This window comes from Lentisphaera profundi (assembly GCF_028728065.1).
GTDB classification, from domain to species: Bacteria; Verrucomicrobiota; Lentisphaeria; order Lentisphaerales; family Lentisphaeraceae; genus Lentisphaera; species Lentisphaera profundi.
In genome coordinates this window covers 205733-225563 of record NZ_CP117811.1, presented here as the reverse complement: position 1 = coordinate 225563, position 19831 = coordinate 205733, and the positions used below count along the sequence as shown (strand labels likewise).

Here is a 19831-nt window from a genome sequence, read left to right as displayed (position 1 = left end):
TATTAAAAGGATGGATCATAAAATTTGTACGCCTGAGGCAAGGCTAAATGATTCTTTCTCTGACCCTTGCTATTGAAATGTTTGTAAGCCTTATCCAAACCTTTGTACGATTTCCATTGGGGGTCATCAAAACTTTTGGGCATAGGATTTGGGAAAGCGGTGAGCAAGCCTTCAAATTCTTTGCGCTGGACTAAACATTCTGGATTATGAGTAATATTTTCATAAGCACGCCCATCAAACGAGCCATGGGTTTTATAAAAACGTCCTAATGGATGATCATAAAGTGGTGAAACGGCTTCCAGCATAAATTCTTCTGTCCTCACTAAAGTCGCGACTCCAGGAAAGGCATAAATTACCGGCTTAGTTTTTTCGGATGCTCCCGTAAGAAAAGCTTTAATACTGATGCCATCAACACTTTTATCCTCTGGGATTGCGAGTCCCGCAAAATCTACAATTGTCGGAAGGAGATCACTAAAATCAGTTAATTGCGAAACCATGCCGCGTTTTTCGATCCCCGCGCCGGCGACAATGAAAGGTACGTGAACCCCATACTCAACACCACGACTTTTTGATGAAGAAGTGGTCCCGTTATCAGAACCACAAATAATGATAGTATTATCGTCTATGCCCAGATCTTTGATCTTCTTGAGAATTTTTCCGGTGAGCTTATCCATATAGCGCACCTGACTCTTAAACATTTTCGTCCCTTGTTCAGTGCCTTTGCGATAATGAAAGTTCGAGGGTTTTGCACCTCCGGCTACTTCATAAGGAGTCACCGTATGTGAAGAGTGAGCCAAGACCATTGCGTAAATCGCAAGGAAAGTCTGCTCTTTTTTTACTTTATCTTCCATGAAATCACAGATGAAATCTGTAAACATATCAGGCCCATAGTCATTCATAGTCGTATTGAGCAATTTCCCGTTTTCCACTAAGTGGGGCTTCCAAAAACGAGAGGTGATTTGGTCTTTACTAATAGCAGCAATCTCCCAGTTCTCATCTGGAGTGAGTGTCGCGCCACTGATTTCTTCAAGGGTCTCAGCTTTGCCCCAATGAATATATTCATCAATGCCTAGCTTATCGTTTTCCAAACCCATTTTCCCCGCCAAGGTATTGTGCCACTTGCCTGCGAAGCCCACGCTATATCCGCCATCATGAAGGATTTTGGTAAACTGAGGTAAGTTATTTTCTTTGAGATCGTCACCCGGAATATAATTGAGCTTATTATCATAGCGACCATTATGGATCGCGTAATTACCACTGTACAACAATGCTCTTGAAGCCCCACAGATTGACTGTGCCCAACAGGTTTGAAAGGTCACGCCTTCAAGACCTAGGCGATCAATATTCGGCGTATTACTGGCTCCCTTTTGCACGCCATAAATACCGTATTCTTCAAAGCCCACATCATCGGCTAAAATGATGACTATATTGGGTTTTTCACTTGCCGTAACACAGAGGCTAAATAACAAAAGTAGACTTAGAAATCTCATTAAATTTTCCTTATTTATGATTCACTTAATCACATGACCCAGCGCATCATCTTGCTTAGACACTTTCGCGATTATTTAGACATTTATTTTTTTGTTGTAAAAGACCAAATTTCACCCGTGCTAAACTGACCATCTCTATAGCCATCGACACGCCAAAAATACTGTTTTCCAGCTTCGAGTTTCCCCGGTTGAAAAATATTTCCACTGACAATTTCGGCACTCAAAGCCAAGCTATCTGCACTCTCACCAAAGTAGATATAATGCTTCTCTGCTTTGTAGGCACCAAGAAACATTAGCTCGGCATCAAGTGGCACTGCAACTGCTTTGTTTACAGGCACAGGCATCGAGCTTTGTTCGCCTTTTCTACCCGGTATCCAATATTCTTTATCCCCAAATTCATAGGCCCCTATATCAGGTGCGTCTCCTAGATAAGTTTGAGCATGGTAATTGATGAATTTACTTTTGATTTCAGCTGGCTTAACTAAGGCTCCGCCATCCACTAATGGAGAATTTTCTTTGGGTCGAAAATCTCTATTCTGCGGATCGCGCAAATACTTGTAGGCCGCTCCTCGCTCTTTCATATTGTGATCTTCCACACCAGGTATCACGTAGGCATGAGGAGCCTTGTAACCATCCGGGCGAATAGTGAATTTTTTCTTCCCTATATTCAACTGCCAACTGCGGTGTGTAATATTCGCTATATTATTCCGGATGACGCTATTCCCATTGCCTTCTATTTCGTGCATGGCTCTGAAACCCTGAATCGACATATTAAACTCTTCTTCTTCAGGGTTTTTGTAGCGGTTAATATTCACCACCGTGTTATTTAGAATTAAATGACGATCACCTTTTGCCTGGTTCGCCTGCGTATTCCACGTTACATTATTTCGATAAATACCATCGCCATAAACACTGCCATCTTTTTGAAGTACTCGCGTTCCATGATAATCGAAACGCACTCCTTGGCGATTACTATCATGAACCCAATTTTTCTCCACTAGCACGCCCTTCTGTTTGCTTGTGCCTATATTAATAGCTGCGCCATCATGTTGTAAATTCCCCATATCTTCTAGATCGTTGAGTTGGATTGTGCAACCCGGCTCAGCTGGACGAATGCCCTCGCTATTTCCTCCGCGTCGCACCGTACAGCGAGTTATCACGGAATCTTTACCCAAAATCACGGAACCACTTCCACCATTCGAATTAAGATCCCATTCAATATCCTCAAAAAGGCAGTTATCGACTAGCATATTTTCATCCACCAAAAACACCGGCGCATTACTACGGCGAAACTCACAATTGATAAGCTTTGTGCCACTTCCACCATTGAAAGATAAGGCTTGGGTCGCCGTGCCTTGGTTTCTAAGTTTGAACCAATCGTATTTACCTAAGATAAACTGATTTGTGGAGGGATAATCAAAACGGCAATCTTCAAAATTCATGTCTTTGCATTCACTGACATTTACGCCCGTAGCAAAAAAGTTGATCCCCGTAAATTTTAACTTAGTCGATTTCTGAAGATCTAAGGCATGATGCTGAGTTCGTATACGCAAGTTCATTTCCGAAGGCTTTTTCCCTGCTGGTGGCATGTAGTAAATTACTTTTTTATCTTTATCAAACCACCACTCATTCGCTCGATCAAGTGCCTTTAAACCCAATACATAATAGGCCCCATACGCTTTTAGATCATTCTGATGAATGCCCTGAGTCGAATAGCGAAAATTATCACTCCCCGCTTGATGCTTTAGTACTGGGCGTGTCCACGTTAACCAATGACCGATATTTAACACGGCAACTTGGCCACTTATATCCATACCCGAATCTGCTAGAGATCCTGGCTGAGTTCCCTCCTCATAGCGACTATCTCCTTCGTGAAATCCTTTGTTTGTATTAGCGGCAAACATCTTATCATAAACCATGCCCAAACGACTACGTCCATTGAATTTCCCTTTGCGAAAACCGCCATCAATACTCTTCATACTCTGCGCCATTCGCCAAATACTGCCATCCTCAAAAGAGGCATCAGGCCAGCGAGCCACGTAAACCAATTCATTATCACTAAAAAGCTGCCAGCATTCCCGATCTAGCTGGGCACGATAAATCCCTTTTTTCCAAGAACTCCATTTTTGAGTGATTTTTTCGGTGCCATCAAAAACCACTTCTTCATTAGGATAATTACGGATCTCTACGGCTTGCTTAAGATCCCGCCCATAACGATTTAGTTTTAAATTAATACGGTAATTCCCTCCTCGTAAAAAAATCGTTTCCCCACCCTGGCAGCGTCTCAGTGCTTCTTCCAAGTTCTTTAAAGGTGCTCCATTCTCTCCGCTATTTTCATCATTTCCTGTTAAAGAAACAAATATCGCTTTTTCGGGAAAGACGTAAGCCTTTTTTATTGCTGGGGCAAGTTTGACTGGCGAGCTCTTTTCTAAGTCTTTGCCTTCTGCCTCAACACTCCTCTTAAGATTTTGGGAATCTACAGTGCCTGGTTGACAAGAAGTGAAGATCATTGCTGACAATAAAAAAGAAAGAAAGGTTTTTCTAAAAATCATACTAAGTCCATCGGTTAATGTTACTTTACACCCTGAATCCGTGAGCTGGCTTTATCATGATTACGCAAGGATTCAGGTTTATACCTCTAATACAAGGCTAATGAATACTATTCTGAGTAAATGACGAAGAATTAATTTATTTTTAGACATTCACCTGAATCTTACGTGAGTTTTAGGAAAATATTCCCGCCCTGTCTAAACAACTTGCTTTCCTACGTCTTGACTGACATGATATGAGAATGCTAAACTTCTCGCCTTCCAAAAACGTAAACTTCGAGACCTCTATGATTAAACCACTCTACTTTTTGAGCCTAGTACTTTTCAGTTCATTTATTTCCGCCGCAGATAAACCCAATATTATTATAGTTATAACCGATGATCAAGGCTACGGTGATTTAGCCTGCCATGGTAACCCTTGGATAAAAACTCCCCATCTAGATGAATTCCATAGTGAAAGCCTACGTCTTAATAACTATCATGTGGATCCTACCTGTGCACCCACGCGCTCAGCCCTTATGACGGGTCGCTACTCAGGTCGCAATGGTGTTTGGCATACAGTCAATGGCAGGAATATGCTCAGGACTCGTGAAAAAACTATGGCTTCTGTCTTGAAAGAAAATGGCTATGCCACAGGCTTATTTGGCAAATGGCATTTGGGGGATTCCTACCCCTTCCGCCCCCAAGATCGCGGTTTTGATCAAGTTGTGATGCATGGCGCCGGTGGCGTTCATCAAACTCCCGATTACTTTGGCAACGATTACTTCGATGATACTTATATGGTGAATGGAAAATGGCAGAAATTCGAAGGTTATTGCACTGACGTCTGGTTTGATCAAGCCATTGAATTCATCGACAAAAATAAGCACCAGCCTTTCTTTGCCTATATATCACCCAACGCACCTCATACACCTCTTAATTGCCCCGATGAGTACCAAAAACCCTACGAAAATAATCCCAATATTGCGGAACCCGCATTCTATGGCATGGTGACAAATATCGATGATAACTTCGCCAAGCTCGAAAAGTATCTCAAGGCTAATAAGCTCTACGAAAACACCATCCTTATCTTCACCACGGATAATGGCTCGGCCAAAGGTATCGTTTTTAATAAAAAGACAAAAAAGAAACTTGGCTTCACGGCTTCCATGCGCGGTCAAAAGGGTTCTCAGTATGAAGGTGGTCACCGCGTCCCCTTCTTTATGCGTTGGCCTGCAGGACAAATTGGCGGTGGCAGAGATATCAACACGCTCAGCGCTCATATCGATATCCTCCCTACTCTAGTAGATTTACTCGAACTCAAGAGTCAAACACCAAAACTCGATGGCTCTTCTCTTAAAAACCTTATTTATAATCAAAGTAATACACTTGATGATCGTACCCTAGTTGTCGAGAATCAACGCATCGTCACTCCCGAAAAATGGCGTCGTTGCTCTGTAATGAATCAATCATGGCGCTTGCTTGATGGTAAACAGCTCTATAATCTATCCTCCGATCCCGAACAGCAAAAAGATATTGCTGCCTCACACCCCGAAATCGTCGCTCGTTTACGCGCTAGTTACGAAGACTTCTGGGCTAGTACTTCCGCAGATCATCACCTCAATAGTCGTATCATGATTGGCTCTTCTCACGAGAACCCACTCATCCTCACCAGTCACGATTTACTGAGCTCAAAGACTCCTTGGAATCATCGCCAAGTTGAAGCTGGAATGAAAACTCGAGGCAAATGGATGCTCACCGTAAAAGATGCGGGAGAATACAAAATAACTTTCAGTCGCTGGCCCTCCGAGACAGATAAAACAATTAACTCCGATGGTGGCGTAAAAGGAAAAATCATCGCCGCAAAATCAGCTCACTTAAAAATACAAAATAACTCACGTATCCTAGACGTAAATACAACAGATAAATCCATTTCATTTACGGTGCAACTCGAGGCTGGTGATGCGGAGCTAATCAGTGAATTCCAATTGGCAGATGGTAGCTTCATGTCAGCGTATTATTGCTACGTAGAAAAACTTTAAAATTGAACGGCCCTCAATTGAAAAAGCTACTCGCCTCTCTCTTTTTACTTTTTAGTACTCAACTTATATCATCTGAGAAAGTTAATATTATTTTTCTTTTGTCTGATGATCAAAGTTTTGACTCCATGGGAATTTACGGCAACAAAGACGTTCGAACCCCAGAAATGGATAAGCTCGGTCGCGATGGTATCATTTTTGATCGTCACTATGCCACCACGGCGATTTGCATGGCCAGTCGCGCCACCATTATGACCGGCATGTTTGAATATAAAACCGGCTGTAATTTCACTCATGGTGAACTGAGTTCATCTGCCTTTTCACTCTCTTATCCCCTATTGCTTCAAAAATCCGGCTACTTCACTGGCTTCGCAGGTAAATTCGGTATCGATGGCATTGAACATCCCGAAACTCATTTTGACCGTTGGGGCGGTGGTCCAGGCCAAACCTCCTACATAACTGAACGCAATAAAAGCATGAAAAAATATGCTGCCAAGTATCCTCATTCCACGCTCTCTTATGGCGCCTTTGCTATTGATTTCATCAAGGAGGCTCAAAAACTCAATAAGCCCTTTTGCCTCTCCATTAGTTTCAAGGCTCCACATAAGCCCGCCACCCCTGATCCAAACTTTGATTCTATATACAAAGATACTCATTTCGAAAAGCCTGCTAACTATGGCTATGAACATGGTCAACACCTCTCTGAGCAAAGTCGCCAAGGTCGTCAGTATGAACGTTTTGAGACTTGGAATTATTCAGATAAATATCAAGAAGTGATGCGCATTTATCATCAACAAATTTACGCTATAGATATTGTCCTCGGACAAATACGCTCTCAGCTTAAAGAACTCAAACTCGATAAAAACACTGTCATTATCTATAGCTCTGACAACGGCTTCCTCTGCGGTTCACATGGTTATGGTTCCAAAGTTCTTCCCTACGAAGAATCCATGCGTGTGCCCTTGATGATTTATGATCCCCGCCTCGATCCGTCCAGTCAAGGAAAACGCATTTCGTCATTGAGTGGGAATTGTGATATTGCCCCCACTATCCTCGAGCTTGCAGGCTTATCTATCCCCAATAATATTGATGGCATCAGTCTTCTTCCTGCACTCATTGATCATAAAATCACTTTACACAAATCACTTCCCCTCATCAATGTTTGGGGTCCCCCTGCGACTCACTTCCTCGGTGCGGTCTCAAAGGATTGGAAATACATCAATTGGGCTTACGAAGGCAAGGGCATGAAGAAAACAGAATCTCTTTTCAATATGCAAAAAGATTCACTTGAACTCAAAAATGAGGCCTTAAACCCTGAATACGCTAAGCAAGTCAAGCAAATGCGTAAGAACTATGATCAGCATTTAAAAGCCTGGAAAAACGAAGCCCATCCCGAGAATGATTATCAACGCTTTGGTAAACTCTTTGATCGCAATATTCCCTGGAGTGAAAAATCAGCTCTTTGGACCAAGTAAAACGTATGCAAGATTATGCCTCTAAGCCTAATAAACTCGGAATTATACAAAGACTGAATTTGAAATCAAGATGATTTAAACCGTCTTGATCTCTTCGTTTTTTAGCTGATTTTGTACTCAATCGGCTAAAAAATCAGGAAGAATTATTGCCACGATAGCAGCTAAAAGAAAATTGGATTTCTGCATTCATTTACACCCTCTAATAACGAAAAAATCACCGCCATCTTGAGCGTCAATACTTTTTATGTAGTTTATTTATGATTTATTTTTCACTGGACGGGACAGTCTCGCCGCTCAGCCAAAAGATAAGGATAAAAATAGAGTAGAACCTTTACTTCCTTGCCTTGTCGAATTCGGGATTAACCGCCGTCTCACCCCATTGGGATAAAACACCTTTCAAAGAAGATATTGTTTCGTCGTACTGGCCTTTATCATCAGTTTCCTGAATCCATTTGGTTAGAATCAGCTGGTGTTCTCTAAGGGTAGACGCGTATTCTGGATCTTTTGCGAGGTTGTTTACCTCGTGCTGATCTTTATTAAGGTCGTAGAGTTCTTCAGCTACATGATTTGGAGCAAAGAGGATGGCCTGCTGCTCAGTCATTTTTCCGGCTGTATAGTGCGCATGCGCATCAATATTTACGTCGTCGCCATCGCGATATTGAGGTTGCATGAATGAACGGTCCGTTTTGAAGTTTCTAATGTACTTGAAACCTTGAGTTGTGATTGCACGTGAGCGAGCAATTGTGTAATCACAACGATCGCGAGCAGAAACAACATATTCGCGTTTATAATCTTTCGCTAAAAGATTTTTACCTTCCATCCAAGTAGGAATCGCTGTTTGACTGAGAGCCAAAGTCGTCGCCGTGATATCAATGCCACTCACTAAGTCGGAACGAACCACGCCTTCGCCGATACCAGGTCCCGCCATGATCATAGGCACACGTATTCCGCCTTCGTAGAGCCATTGCTTGTGACGATAGAGTTTCATGCCGTGGTCAGTCCAGAAAAAGAAAATCGTATTCTCGTATAGACCATCTTTTTTGAGCTTAGCAATAATACTCCCTATCTCATTGTCAGTGAGACGCACGTTATCGTAGTGGTGAGCAATCTCTTTGCGAATTGAAGGTAGGTCGGGATAATAAGGCATAACTCTTATCTTAGACTGGTCTGTATGAGTTTTTGAACTTTTTCTACTGAGTGCTTTGACGCCTGCATAATTACCGTGATTTTTACCACCCTTAAGCTGAATTTGAAGAAAGAGCGGTTTGTCTTTTGGCATGGTGCTCCACACGGATTTGAATTTGGGCCAAGCTTCGGTATTCACGTCGTAGAGAATTTCACTTTTGTCTTCCGTTATAACTGCGCCAGTACCATAGCCAGTTTGGAAACGTTTCATTTGTTTTGCTGTGCCTTCAGTACCTTTTTCGATAGGCCAGATGAAGTTAAAATCACTCTTGCGTCCATCGTTGACAACGTAGTAACCATTATCACGCAGGAGCTGGTACACGGTGCGATATTTTTTAGGGAGTTTCGTTTCTTCTCCTGTTACACGTTGACGTGAGCTGCGGTGATTATGAATCCCTAAGCTCGTTTGCATCGTTCCCATGGCAATAGCCGAACGAGTTGCCGAACAAACACCTGCAGGCATGTAAGCACGCTCAAAAAGCATACCTCGTGCTGCTAAGGCATCAATATTTGGCGTCGGCACCGTATTATCACCATAGCAACCCATCCAGTCATTCATATCTTCCGTGAAGATCCAAACGATATTGGGCCGACCATCAGTAGCACGGATGCAAAAGGGCAAAGCCATCAGAATTAAGAAGATATATTTCATGAACATGTAGTCCTTAAATTAGAATTAAAAGCTAAATTTGTAAATATCTGAACTCTGAGTTTATTATGTTCATTTGAGCGATATTCATCTGTAATCCCCACAGTAGTGGCCTTACTTAATCCAGTCTAAGTCCATGAAAAACTTATCCATCTCTTTTAGGGTCAGTTGATAGTATTTATCGGGAGTTCTTTTTGCATTAAAAAAACCATGCCCCTGACCCTCATAGCTAAGAATTTGGCATTGATTGCCGGCTTCTTTGGATATCTCGCAATAGATTTTAGCACCCTCAATTAGCCTGTCCGCTGTACCAAAAAACATAATACAGGGAGGCTGTTTTTTATGGGCGTGATGAAGGGGCGAAATGAGCGTTCTATCCACGGCAGATCTATCTTTCAAAGTCTTTTCTAATAGCTCTTTGTATTTCTTCGGTAATTTTTCATGATCGGCGATCACCATCGCTGGATTAAATAGCACCATCGCATTTGGCTGAGCACTTACCTTTAGATCATCGGACTCAGCATTAAATCCCTCTATGACTGATACACAAGCTGCCAAGTGACCGCCTGCAGATCCTCCACTAGTAGCAATTCTTTCTGGATCTATACCAAGTTCGTTGGCATGCTTTCTCACCCAACGCATTGCGGATTTAGCATCTTCTACACAATCTTCTATCTTTACATCATGACGTGAGGAAACGCGATATTCCACTGTAATGGCCACCATGCCTTTCGACGCGAGGTGTTTGCATTGTTTTTCAAATTGATTTGGCGAACCACTTTTCCAACCGCCTCCGAAAAAGAAAACAATCGCGGGAGCTTTAGAGTTCTCGGTATGATTGATAGGTTTATAAATATATAAGGGCAAGTCTATAGACGACACCTTTTTATAAATCCTCTTCTCGCCACCTTCGGGAGCGCCACTCGCTTTGGCGACTGATTGCTTTTTATATTTTTTTGCTAGGACGGCTCGTTCATTTTTATCCAATTTACCATTCTTGTCTGCATCAAATTTCTTAAGGATATTAACCCGCTCACTTTTGTCTAGATTTCCATCTTTATTGATATCGAAATCATTCAGCAAAGCCACAGGTATTTTTTCACTCGCACTAGTTACTTGAATGCTAACAAGACTTAATAAAATCACTAAGCCTAGAATAATAGAAACCTTCATGTGATTAACCTATTTTAAATGAGTATATCAAAGCTTATTCACTCATCTTGGATCTGTCAATAACTGAGCCATTTTTATATTGAGTTCTTAGTTACAGTGATCTGCTTTCACCAAAAGTCTTCATTTATAATTTGACTTGAATTCTCTTTCTCTAAAATTATTTCATGATCCAAAAAGCATATCGATCGACCACTTGACCAAATCGAATTTTGCTTCATTAAAAGATACTTCAAATGAGTATTTATTATTTCTTTTGAGCCCTCCTTGCTGATCATAAGAAGCTCCTGTGCATAAGTATCAAAGACCTTTTTATTGCTTTTTCCTGCAATTCCAAAAGCTCGCAGTGCATTGATAACTGTCCTTTTTATACTCATGCCACGCGCTGTTTTTCGTTTTATCTCCGACCATGAATTATACTCATAATCAGCTGAATTATTAACCATCTGAGCACGTAATGGGTTCAGTTCCACGTATTGCATACAACGGATCAATGCCTTAGTATTTTTCAACTGAATAGCTTTGTAACAATGATTAAATAATTGTCCTCTTCTACGCTTATCAAATTGTTGATTATACCAGGATGTAAAACGCTTTTGGAGGTTAGCCATGAAATCGCTCAAATCATTTAAACGACCCTTAAATTTGCGAATCTCGCAACTCCTCGCATCCTTTAGCTCTTTTAATGATTTATATTTCTTGTAACGATAAGCTGCCTGCTTGAGACTAAGTTTTGAGTCACGATTGCGCCGAATAACAAAATGAGCGTGTGTACTCATGATACAGTAATTCACACACTCGACTTCATAGATGCTTTCTAGCCAGAAAAAGATATCCCTGAGCTTTGTCTTGTGCTCGCGATTAAAAGCATAAGCCTTATTCCCAAAAGTATTATCAGGAACCTTGATAACGACATGATAAAAACTCACATCGCTTTCTAAATCAAAATGGCGTTTCATATTCATCTCCTTTCATTAGGGATAATAAACATGCTATTTTTTATAAGCGCAAATTTATAGGTCAAATCAAGACCTATTCTTTTTATATAAGTCACTAAAAACAAAGCTTATAACAATATTTTACGCGCGTCTCAGACAGATTATAATAACAATATTTTACGCGCGTCTCAGACAGATTATAAAAAGCAGCTTAGAAAAAGAAATATTCACCCGAGAGAGAGGGTCCATCATGACTGGACTGTGCATATAAATCATATACATGGATAAAAGTAAAAAAAGGGGTTTACCGCTTCTCTCCAGCGGGGAGGACTTGCCAGTCAGGCACGGCTGCCACCGTGGGCGGATAAAAAAGGCATCTTCATGCGCTACAGCTAGTTTTTCTGTCTGGGCCAGTAAAATCACCTATTTTGCCCCTCCTTTTGTCTAAAAACGTCCTTTTGCACCATCGTCTTAAGTAAGTCAATTATTATTAGCATTCATTAGCCGCCTTAAGGAGTCCTATTTTGTTATCTATCTTTCTAAAGAAATCATTTTTAAATCTTCCCATACTTGGAATCACCCTTGCTTTAAGTTCTAGCCTAAGTTTAATAGCTGATGACCAAGGAGCCTTTCCTGCACAGATTCCCATGGAGAAACCTGACCGACCACTCAGTGCAGCAATGCACCGCATGTATGATCAGTGGAATCCTCATGAAGATCATGGCAACGAACTTTACTCGAATTTCAAATACACCGACCTCAAAGGACTCGAGCGTAGCCCTAATATAAGTCGTCGTGATCCCTCCAAGATCATTCGAGTGAATGGCAAGTACTATGTCTGGTACACCCACCGTAATACCGCGCCTCCTGTGGGCCCACAAAAAGCCACCGATACTATACCTTCCTTTGACTGGGATTTGAGTGATATCTGGTATGCTACGAGTAAGGATGGTTATACTTGGGAAGAACAAGGTCCTGCACTCAAGCGCCCCGAGAAACCCACCTATGGCTGGCGGTCTGTCACCACAACTGACATCCTCATCTGGCAGGGCAAGTACTACCTCTATTACCAAGCTTTTAATGAGACTCCCGGATTGCGTAGCGATCGCGCTGCCGTTGCAGTAGCATCTTCTGATTCACCCGATGGTCCTTGGACAATGCATCACACCCCAGTCATTGATTTCGGCAAAGAAGGCGAATGGGACTCGGCAGCTATTCACGACCCCTACCCCATCGTCTATAAAGACCAAATCCACATCTACTACAAGGGCTCACCCGGTAAACGCAAAGAAGGTAATATTATACGTGCGCAGGGTTTAGCACGTGGCACCAATCCACTCGGTCCCTTCGTGAAATCAAAACTCAATCCAGTGATCAATTCTGGTCACGAAGCCGCTGTATTTCCTTGGAAAGATGGTGTTGCAGCAATTGTCAGTATTGATGGACCCGAAAAAAACACTATCCAATACTCACCCGACGGCGAAAACTTTCACGTCGTATCCAATATCCAAATGCCTCCCGTGGCACCAGGCTCATTCATCCCCGATGCTTATGCCAATAATGGTGATGGCCGTGGCATTACTTGGGGCCTCAGTCACGTTAACTTCAAGGGTAGTGGCGTGCAAAACAACTGTGGCCTACTGCGCTTTGATTGTGACCTCTCACTCGACGTAGATCGCGAGATTTTTAAACGCAATAATCTGCGCTTCAATATTGAAACTTATCTACAAAATGGCGTCGCCCTACCCAAGTATCTACAAAACAAAATTAAAAAAGAACAGCAGGCAGTCGATAAAGACACCATCACACCGTGAATAAGCTTTTTATTCTAATTTCAGTTTTATGGACTTTTGCACTATTTTCAAATGAGCGTCCCAATATTATTATCATCATGACTGATGATCAAGGTTATGGCGACCTCAGTTGCAAGGGTAACCCTATCCTCAAGACTCCTGCTATTGATAAACTTTTCTCTGAAGGACTACAACTAGAAGGTTTTCATACTGATCCCATGTGTGCTCCGACCCGTGCTGGACTCATGACGGGACGTTACTCCGCCCGCACCGGTGTTTGGTCAACACTTTATGGTCGTTACTACATGCGTGCAGATGAAACCACCATTGCCGATATCTTTTCCAACGCTGGATATCGTACTGGTATCTTCGGCAAATGGCATTTGGGTGATTCCTACCCCTACCGTGCCCACGATCGTGGTTTCCAAGAGGCTATCACTTTTGGCGGAGGCGTCATTGGTGAGGCTCCCGACGCTTGGAATAACGATTATTTCACCACCACTTATTCTCACAATGGCAAGCCACTTAAGGTAAATCAGTACTGCACCGATTTCCTCTTTGATTCCGCTAAAGAATTTATCAGAGCCTCAGGCGATAAGCCCTTCCTCTGCTACATCCCCACTAACGCGCCCCACGGCCCCATGGATGTTCACGAAAAGTACTCCAAACCCTACCTCGATTACTTCAAGCAACATGGCATCGGTAAACTCAAGGGCACACAACTTGAGAAAACCATAAAAAAACGTGCCAACTTTTATGGCATGATTGCAAATATCGATGAGAACGTCGGTAAACTACGCCAGTTCTTAAAAGAGAAAAACCTCTCCGAAAATACTATCCTGCTCTACTTCGGAGATAACGGCACTGCGGGAGGTGTTAGCAATAATAAAAAATCTTTATTAATCAATGGCTACAACGCGGGCATGCGCGGAGCCAAATGCCTTGCTTATGAGGGCGGTCATCGCAATGCTTGTTCCATCTACTGGCCAGCGGGAAAGCTTACTGGAGGCAAAGAAATTCATGCTCTCACTGCCCAGCTCGATCTCATGCCCACGCTGATGGATATGGCCGGAGTTCAAAACTCAAGCGATATTCAGTTTGACGGACGTTCCATTCTGCCCAACTTACAGGGAAAGACTCAGCCTTCGCGCAGTCTCATTGTACATAACATGCAGCTTGATACCCCTCAGAAATTCAAAGAATTTGCGGTCATGGATGGCGACTGGCGCCTCGTGCGTACTTCCTGGCGTGGTGCGGACTCAGGCGAGATGCTCTTCAATCTAAAAAATGATCCCGGTCAAAACATCGACGTTGCTAAGCAATTTCCCGAAGTTCAAAAACGCCTGCATGAAAGCTATAATCAGTGGTGGTCTAGCCTCTCCGACGTTTTTCGGGATTACTCGCCCATTTTCATTGGTAGCCAATTCGAAAACCCCGTGCTCATTACCTCTCACGCTTGGCATGGCGAGGGCAAAGTCTATAATCAAAAACATATTCGTGAGGCGAATCCCGGCAACGGCTTCTGGACCATCAAAGCCGCTTCCGAGGGCGATTATGAAATTGAGCTGCGTCGTTGGCCCCGTGAAGTCAACTTACCCATACGCGCAGCACTTCCCGCTCGTACAAACGTACCCTACGTCACCGATCTTCCTGCCGGGAAAGCCCTCGATATAAAGTCAATACGTTTCGTGGTTCAAAGTATTGATGGAACCCAAGAAATCTTCTCTCATTCACAGAAAGTCCGTGCAACAGATTGTCATATCACCTTTAAAATAAAACTCAAAAAAGGCGATTACCGCTTCCAAAGTTTTTGTGAACTCGCGAATGGTGATATCATCGGCGCTTACTACATGTATGTAAGAAAACGCTAAAGCTCAAATAGATCTTAAATCTGCCCGTTGAGGGAGGTATCCCTCATGGAAAGCTCGAGGCGATACGCTCTCGTGTGCGTAGCACCTACTTCTCGAAGAGAATATTTTAATCTGCCCGTTGAGGGAGGCATCCCTCATGGAGAGCTCCAGGCGAAACGCTCTCGTGTGCGTAGCACCTAATTCTCGAAGAGAATATTTTAATTCGCCCGTTGAGGGAGGCATCCCTCATGGAGAGCTCCAGGCGAAACGCTCTCGTGTGCGTAGCACCTAATTCTCGAAGAGAATATTTTAATTCGCCCGTTGAGGGAGGCATCCCTCATGGAGAGCTCCAGGCGAAACGCTCTCGTGTGCGTAGCACCTAATTCTCGAAGAGAATATTTAATTCGCCCGTTGAGGGAGGCATCCCTCATGGAGAGCTCGAGGCGACACGCTCTCCTGTGTAAAGCATCAATAAGTTTTCTTAGCTAAAAAAATAGATAATAAACGATACCCGCGCCTAAGATAATAGTAACGCCATGCATGATTTTGCGAAATATTGCTGTGCGCGCGACTATCTCCTTATTAAGTTTTGCGAAAGCTTCTGGATTCTGCTGCTTCAAAATTTTGGCCTGCTGAGCACTGCTCAATTTCTTGAAGTCTTGGCTAATTTGAGCTTTTTTCTCACTCAGCGACGCCGTATCCGGCTGATCTTTTTTATTTTTATCTTGCTGTAGGGAATCCATATCTACTCTATTTTATATAATATATCACCTAAAATAAAGCCTAAGTCTCTTCTCGCAAGGCGCCACTGATCTGACGGTAAAAATCTACTTGATAAGATACCAAGGGACTCCGTTAATGGTAGGGAACTTAAGCACATGCCGAAGGTATGTAGTATGGTAGCCACCGGATTTATCCGGTGGGTATTGTTAAAAAAATGATATTCATGCCGAAGGTATGAAGAAAACGCTCTGCAGCGTACCTTCGGCACGCACGATGCTCTTATTCAAACACCACGGACTTACGTCCATGGCTACATTCCTAAGCTCTTCGAGCTCAAATATCTCTTAAGTTCCCTACCATTAGGGACGCCGTCCCCTTCCCTGCAAGCTGTGCCCACCTTGAGAGGCAATATAAAACACCTACTCGCAGACGGTAATGAAGCCACCGTGAGAGACTGAAAATATTCAATCCTCCTCTTTCAAGGTACTCCGTCCCCTTCCCTGCAAGGTGTGCCCACCTTGAGAGGCAATATAAAACACCTACCCACAGTCGTCACTACGGCCACCTTGAGAGGCGGAAAACATTCAATCCACCTCCTTCAAGGGACTCCGTCCCCTTCCCTGCAAGCTGTGCCCACCTTGAGAGGCAATATAAAACACCTACCCACAGTCGTCACTACGGCCACCTTGAGATGCGGAAAATTAATTTGTATTTTTTAGATACTCAATGTATTATCTATACTTATAAAATTGTACTTTAATTTAAAATGAGACTTTATGAAACTCCTGATTCCCACTCTTTTTTGTTTATCTTCTTTACTTTTTGCTGACTCCGCAAAACCCAATGTGATCTATATTTTGGCCGATGATTTAGGCTACGGCGAATTGGGTTGCTATGGTCAAACTAAAATTAAGACACCCAATATTGACCAACTCTCCGCCGGGGGCATGCGTTTTACGCGACATTATTCTGGTGCCCCCGTATGTGCCCCATCCCGTGGAGTGCTACTCACTGGCAAGCAACTTTCAAAAGCTTTTGTGCGCAATAACCGGGAACACAAACCCGAAGGCCAAGCACCTATTCCCGAAGCAGGTATCACCCTCGCAAAAATTTTCAAAGACCAGGGTTATGCTACTGGGGCTTTCGGCAAATGGGGACTCGGTTACCCTGGATCATCGAGTGATCCCAAAGCTTTGAGTTTTGATACCTTCTATGGCTATAACTGCCAGCGCGTGGCCCATTCATTTTATCCCCCACACATGTGGAGTAATGATGAAAAAATTATTATCAATGAAAAGCCCGTGCCTGGTCATTGGAAAAAGGCCGTCGGTCCCGATTTTGATTTTTCTCAATTCTACGCAAAAAATTACGCACCTGATCTCATTCTCGAACAAGCCCTGAAATTTATTAGTGATAACAAGGACAAGCCCTTTTTTGCTTATGTGCCTTTTGTTGAGCCTCACCTCGCAATGCATCCACCGCATAGCTGGGTAGATTTTTATCCGAAAGAATGGGATCAGCCCAAGAAAAGTTACAACGCTAACTACTTGCCCCATCTACGTCCCAGAGCAGGCTACGCGGCAATGATTTCCGATCTTGATGAACATGTCGGTTCCATCATGTCCTTACTAAAAGAACTCAAGCTTGATGAAAAAACTCTCGTGATCTTTAGTAGCGATAATGGCGCCAGTCATTGCATTGAAGTGGATCATAAATTTTTTAATAGCAACAAAGGACTTCGCGGCTTAAAAGGCTCCGTCTATGAGGGTGGATTGCGCGTGCCGATGATTGCTCACTGGCCTAAAAAAATCAAAGCGGGGCAGGTCAGTTCGCATGTGAGTGGATTTGTCGATGTAATGGCAACTATGTGTGAATTATTAAATAGTGACGTACCCGAAAGCAGTGATGGAGTCAGCTTCCTACCCGAGCTTCTAGGTGGAAAACAAAAGCCTCAGCCCGTTCTTGCTTGGGAATTCCAAGGTTACGGCGGTCAACAAGCGATTATTCTCGATGGTCGCTGGAAGGGCGTTCGCCAAAATTTACTCCCAAGAGGAAAGAAAAAAACTAGTCGCGTCCCCCAGTGGGAGCTTTATGATTTAAACAAAGATTCTTTTGAAAAAAATGATCTTGCCAAGCAAATGCCTGAAATGGTTGATCGCATCCATAAAGCGATGATGGCAAATCGCAATGAAAGTGAAAAATTCCACATGCCCCTCGCTTCACAATAGATGAATCGTCCTCGCCTGTAAAATTCAATCGCTTTCGAAGGAGGGGTAATGCTAGGGATATTAAGGGCTATCAGATGAATTTTCGCGAAGCTAACCCTCCCGCAGAGGCATTTATAGATTAGCCATAATAAAGGGAGTTATGCTTTACATACGAGAGTGACGCTGTCCCTCTCGAGCTCTCCCAGCAAGGATTTGCCAATCCTTGACCAGGCGACTAAGGGGCTTTGCCCCTCTTAATGGGTAATCGTATAGATTTTAAGATATAAGGACTTTGTCCCTAGCACTAATCAAGGGTGCTAGCACCCTTAAGAACCCCAACGCTAGTCGCTGCGCGCCGGCGCTTAATCTTAAAACCATCCCCGATGGTTAATGATATCGGCATGCGCCTCAATTCATATCTTTTTCTTTCTTGCTGATGCGCTTCATCATTTTCGTCATATTGGGATTGAGGCCAATATTCTTCTGAAAATAAGTCTCTTCATTAAAACGCAGATTATTATGCTTGAAGTAAGGTATATCTACATCGGGAGAAAGGTCGCAATCAAAGCGTGCCAATATCGATGATTTTTGAGCGCCGCCACCATCGATATTGATATGGCATAGACCCCAAGTAAAGCCTGTATTTTTCTTATCATCTGAAAATGCGCCTGGGCAAAAAGGACCTGGTGCCACCGGTGGGACTTGAATCAAAGATTTAATTTCAAAATCTTCGCCATCTTTTGAAAACTGAATTGTATTCTTTTCTGGTCCATCGAGTGCAATCAGTGCTGCGACGCCATCTTTGAAGGGGAACATACACGTTTCATGGCCAGAATTGATCACGGGGTTTTTAGGTGAAGGAATAAAAGGTCCGAGTGGGTCATCGGCAAATGATACTCCCTGAACTCTTAGGACGTACTCATCTCCACGCTCAATGGGGGCACCTTTGTAGTACACAAGAATTTTGCCATTATGCACTATCGGGCAAGGATCATTTATTTTTATATTATTCCAAGAGCCCTTTGGACCAGGCAAAATCACTGGCTCGGGATGGTGAGTCCATGGCCCCGTGGGAGAATCGGCATAAGCGACTCGTACTGGGCAATAAGCTTGGCCTCCAACCATCGGACTATAAGCCTGAAAATAGAGGTAGTACTTGCCCTTCCACATGAGAATACCGGGGGTGCAAATCGATCGAAAGCCCTGCTCTGGCTTTGGTGGCCTTTTTACCGCGGGAATTTTATCCTCTTCCCATGTCCAACCATCTTTACTTGTCGCATGCCAGATATCTGCTAGATCCCAATCAGTACCTGGCTTTGTAGCTGTCGCTTTCTTTAATCCCTCTGGGGCTTCTTTGCTGCGACGTCCCGTATACCAAACGTGATAAACCCCATCGACTTTAATAATCTTAGTGGGATCACGTCGAGATATATTATCACTGATCTCTAGGCCTTTGAGGCGAGTATATTTAAAATTCGAGTACAAGTCATTATCGCGATCTTCAAGTGGATTCCATTGCTCATAGAGGCGCTCTACTGCTCGGCTTATAGGTCTATCAGTCGGCTTCTCTGTGGGGATGAGTGCAGGAAATACATTTTCATCGGCTTGTACTAAGCCTGAGAGTAATCCGAGTGTAATAATTTTTGAAAAAATTTTGATCAATTTTTAGCTCCTGAATTAGAGTTGATGATTATTTCTAAGAGTGAAATACTTGAGCACTTTGTGCTTTATTTAATCTACTAGATGATACCAATCACTTGTTTTAGACAGTCAGTATGAAATTA

At 43.1% G+C, this 19831-nt stretch carries 12 protein-coding genes; 5 read left to right on the top strand and 7 right to left on the bottom strand.

The genetic code is table 11. The features are described from left to right. Nucleotides 1-2: 2 nt before the first annotated feature. Together PQO03_RS00855 and PQO03_RS00850 are read right to left on the bottom strand one after the other, a co-directional pair. The gene (locus tag PQO03_RS00855) at nt 3-1490 is read right to left on the bottom strand and encodes a sulfatase-like hydrolase/transferase (RefSeq protein WP_274150579.1); all 1488 of its coding nucleotides are present in this window, start codon (nt 1488-1490) and stop codon (nt 3-5) included. 83 nt (nt 1491-1573) lie between these two features. Further along, entirely contained in the window at nt 1574-4042 is a 2469-nt protein-coding gene (locus tag PQO03_RS00850) for a right-handed parallel beta-helix repeat-containing protein (RefSeq protein ID WP_274150578.1), read from the bottom strand. Between the two features lie 284 nt (nt 4043-4326). Here PQO03_RS00850 and PQO03_RS00845 point away from each other — a divergent pair, with 284 nt between their 5' ends. Then, nucleotides 4327-6060 (top strand): arylsulfatase, encoded by a 1734-nt coding sequence (locus tag PQO03_RS00845; protein WP_274150577.1) that lies wholly within the window; start codon nt 4327-4329, stop codon nt 6058-6060. Between the two features lie 17 nt (nt 6061-6077). Next, nucleotides 6078-7532 (top strand): sulfatase family protein, encoded by a 1455-nt coding sequence (locus PQO03_RS00840; protein ID WP_274150576.1) that lies wholly within the window; start codon nt 6078-6080, stop codon nt 7530-7532. A gap of 331 nt (nt 7533-7863) precedes the next feature. On the opposite strand, the gene PQO03_RS00835 is transcribed toward PQO03_RS00840, so the two are convergent. From PQO03_RS00835 to PQO03_RS00825, 3 genes are all read right to left on the bottom strand, one after another. Next, complete coding sequence (locus PQO03_RS00835; RefSeq protein WP_274150575.1) at nt 7864-9369, bottom strand: sulfatase family protein; 1506 nt, start codon at nt 9367-9369, stop codon at nt 7864-7866. A 111-nt stretch (nt 9370-9480) separates the two neighbouring features. Next, a complete protein-coding gene (locus PQO03_RS00830) occupies nt 9481-10539 on the bottom strand; it encodes an alpha/beta hydrolase (RefSeq protein WP_274150574.1) in 1059 nt (352 codons plus the stop codon). Nucleotides 10540-10646: 107 nt separating this feature from the next. Further along, nucleotides 10647-11495, bottom strand: coding sequence for a transposase (locus tag PQO03_RS00825; RefSeq protein ID WP_274150573.1), 849 nt, complete (start codon nt 11493-11495; stop codon nt 10647-10649). A gap of 503 nt (nt 11496-11998) precedes the next feature. Here PQO03_RS00825 and PQO03_RS00820 point away from each other — a divergent pair. Both PQO03_RS00820 and PQO03_RS00815 read left to right on the top strand, forming a co-directional pair. Continuing rightward, nucleotides 11999-13288 (top strand): glycoside hydrolase family 117 protein, encoded by a 1290-nt coding sequence (locus tag PQO03_RS00820; RefSeq protein WP_274150572.1) that lies wholly within the window; start codon nt 11999-12001, stop codon nt 13286-13288. Further along, nucleotides 13285-15138, top strand: coding sequence for an arylsulfatase (locus PQO03_RS00815; protein WP_274150571.1), 1854 nt, complete (start codon nt 13285-13287; stop codon nt 15136-15138). The genes PQO03_RS00820 and PQO03_RS00815 overlap by 4 nt, the downstream gene beginning before the upstream one ends. A gap of 464 nt (nt 15139-15602) precedes the next feature. Here PQO03_RS00815 and PQO03_RS00810 read toward each other — a convergent pair whose 3' ends face one another. Next, nucleotides 15603-15860 carry a hypothetical protein gene (locus tag PQO03_RS00810; protein ID WP_274150570.1) on the bottom strand — a complete coding sequence of 86 codons (258 nt, stop codon included), beginning with the start codon at nt 15858-15860 and terminating at the stop codon, nt 15603-15605. A 756-nt stretch (nt 15861-16616) separates the two neighbouring features. Here PQO03_RS00810 and PQO03_RS00805 point away from each other — a divergent pair. Further along, nucleotides 16617-18068, top strand: a complete 1452-nt coding sequence (locus PQO03_RS00805) for an arylsulfatase (RefSeq protein ID WP_274150569.1) — start codon at nt 16617-16619, stop codon at nt 18066-18068. 387 nt (nt 18069-18455) lie between these two features. On the opposite strand, the gene PQO03_RS00800 is transcribed toward PQO03_RS00805, so the two are convergent. Then, complete coding sequence (locus PQO03_RS00800; RefSeq protein ID WP_274150568.1) at nt 18456-19709, bottom strand: glycoside hydrolase family 117 protein; 1254 nt, start codon at nt 19707-19709, stop codon at nt 18456-18458. Nucleotides 19710-19831: the final 122 nt, after the last annotated feature.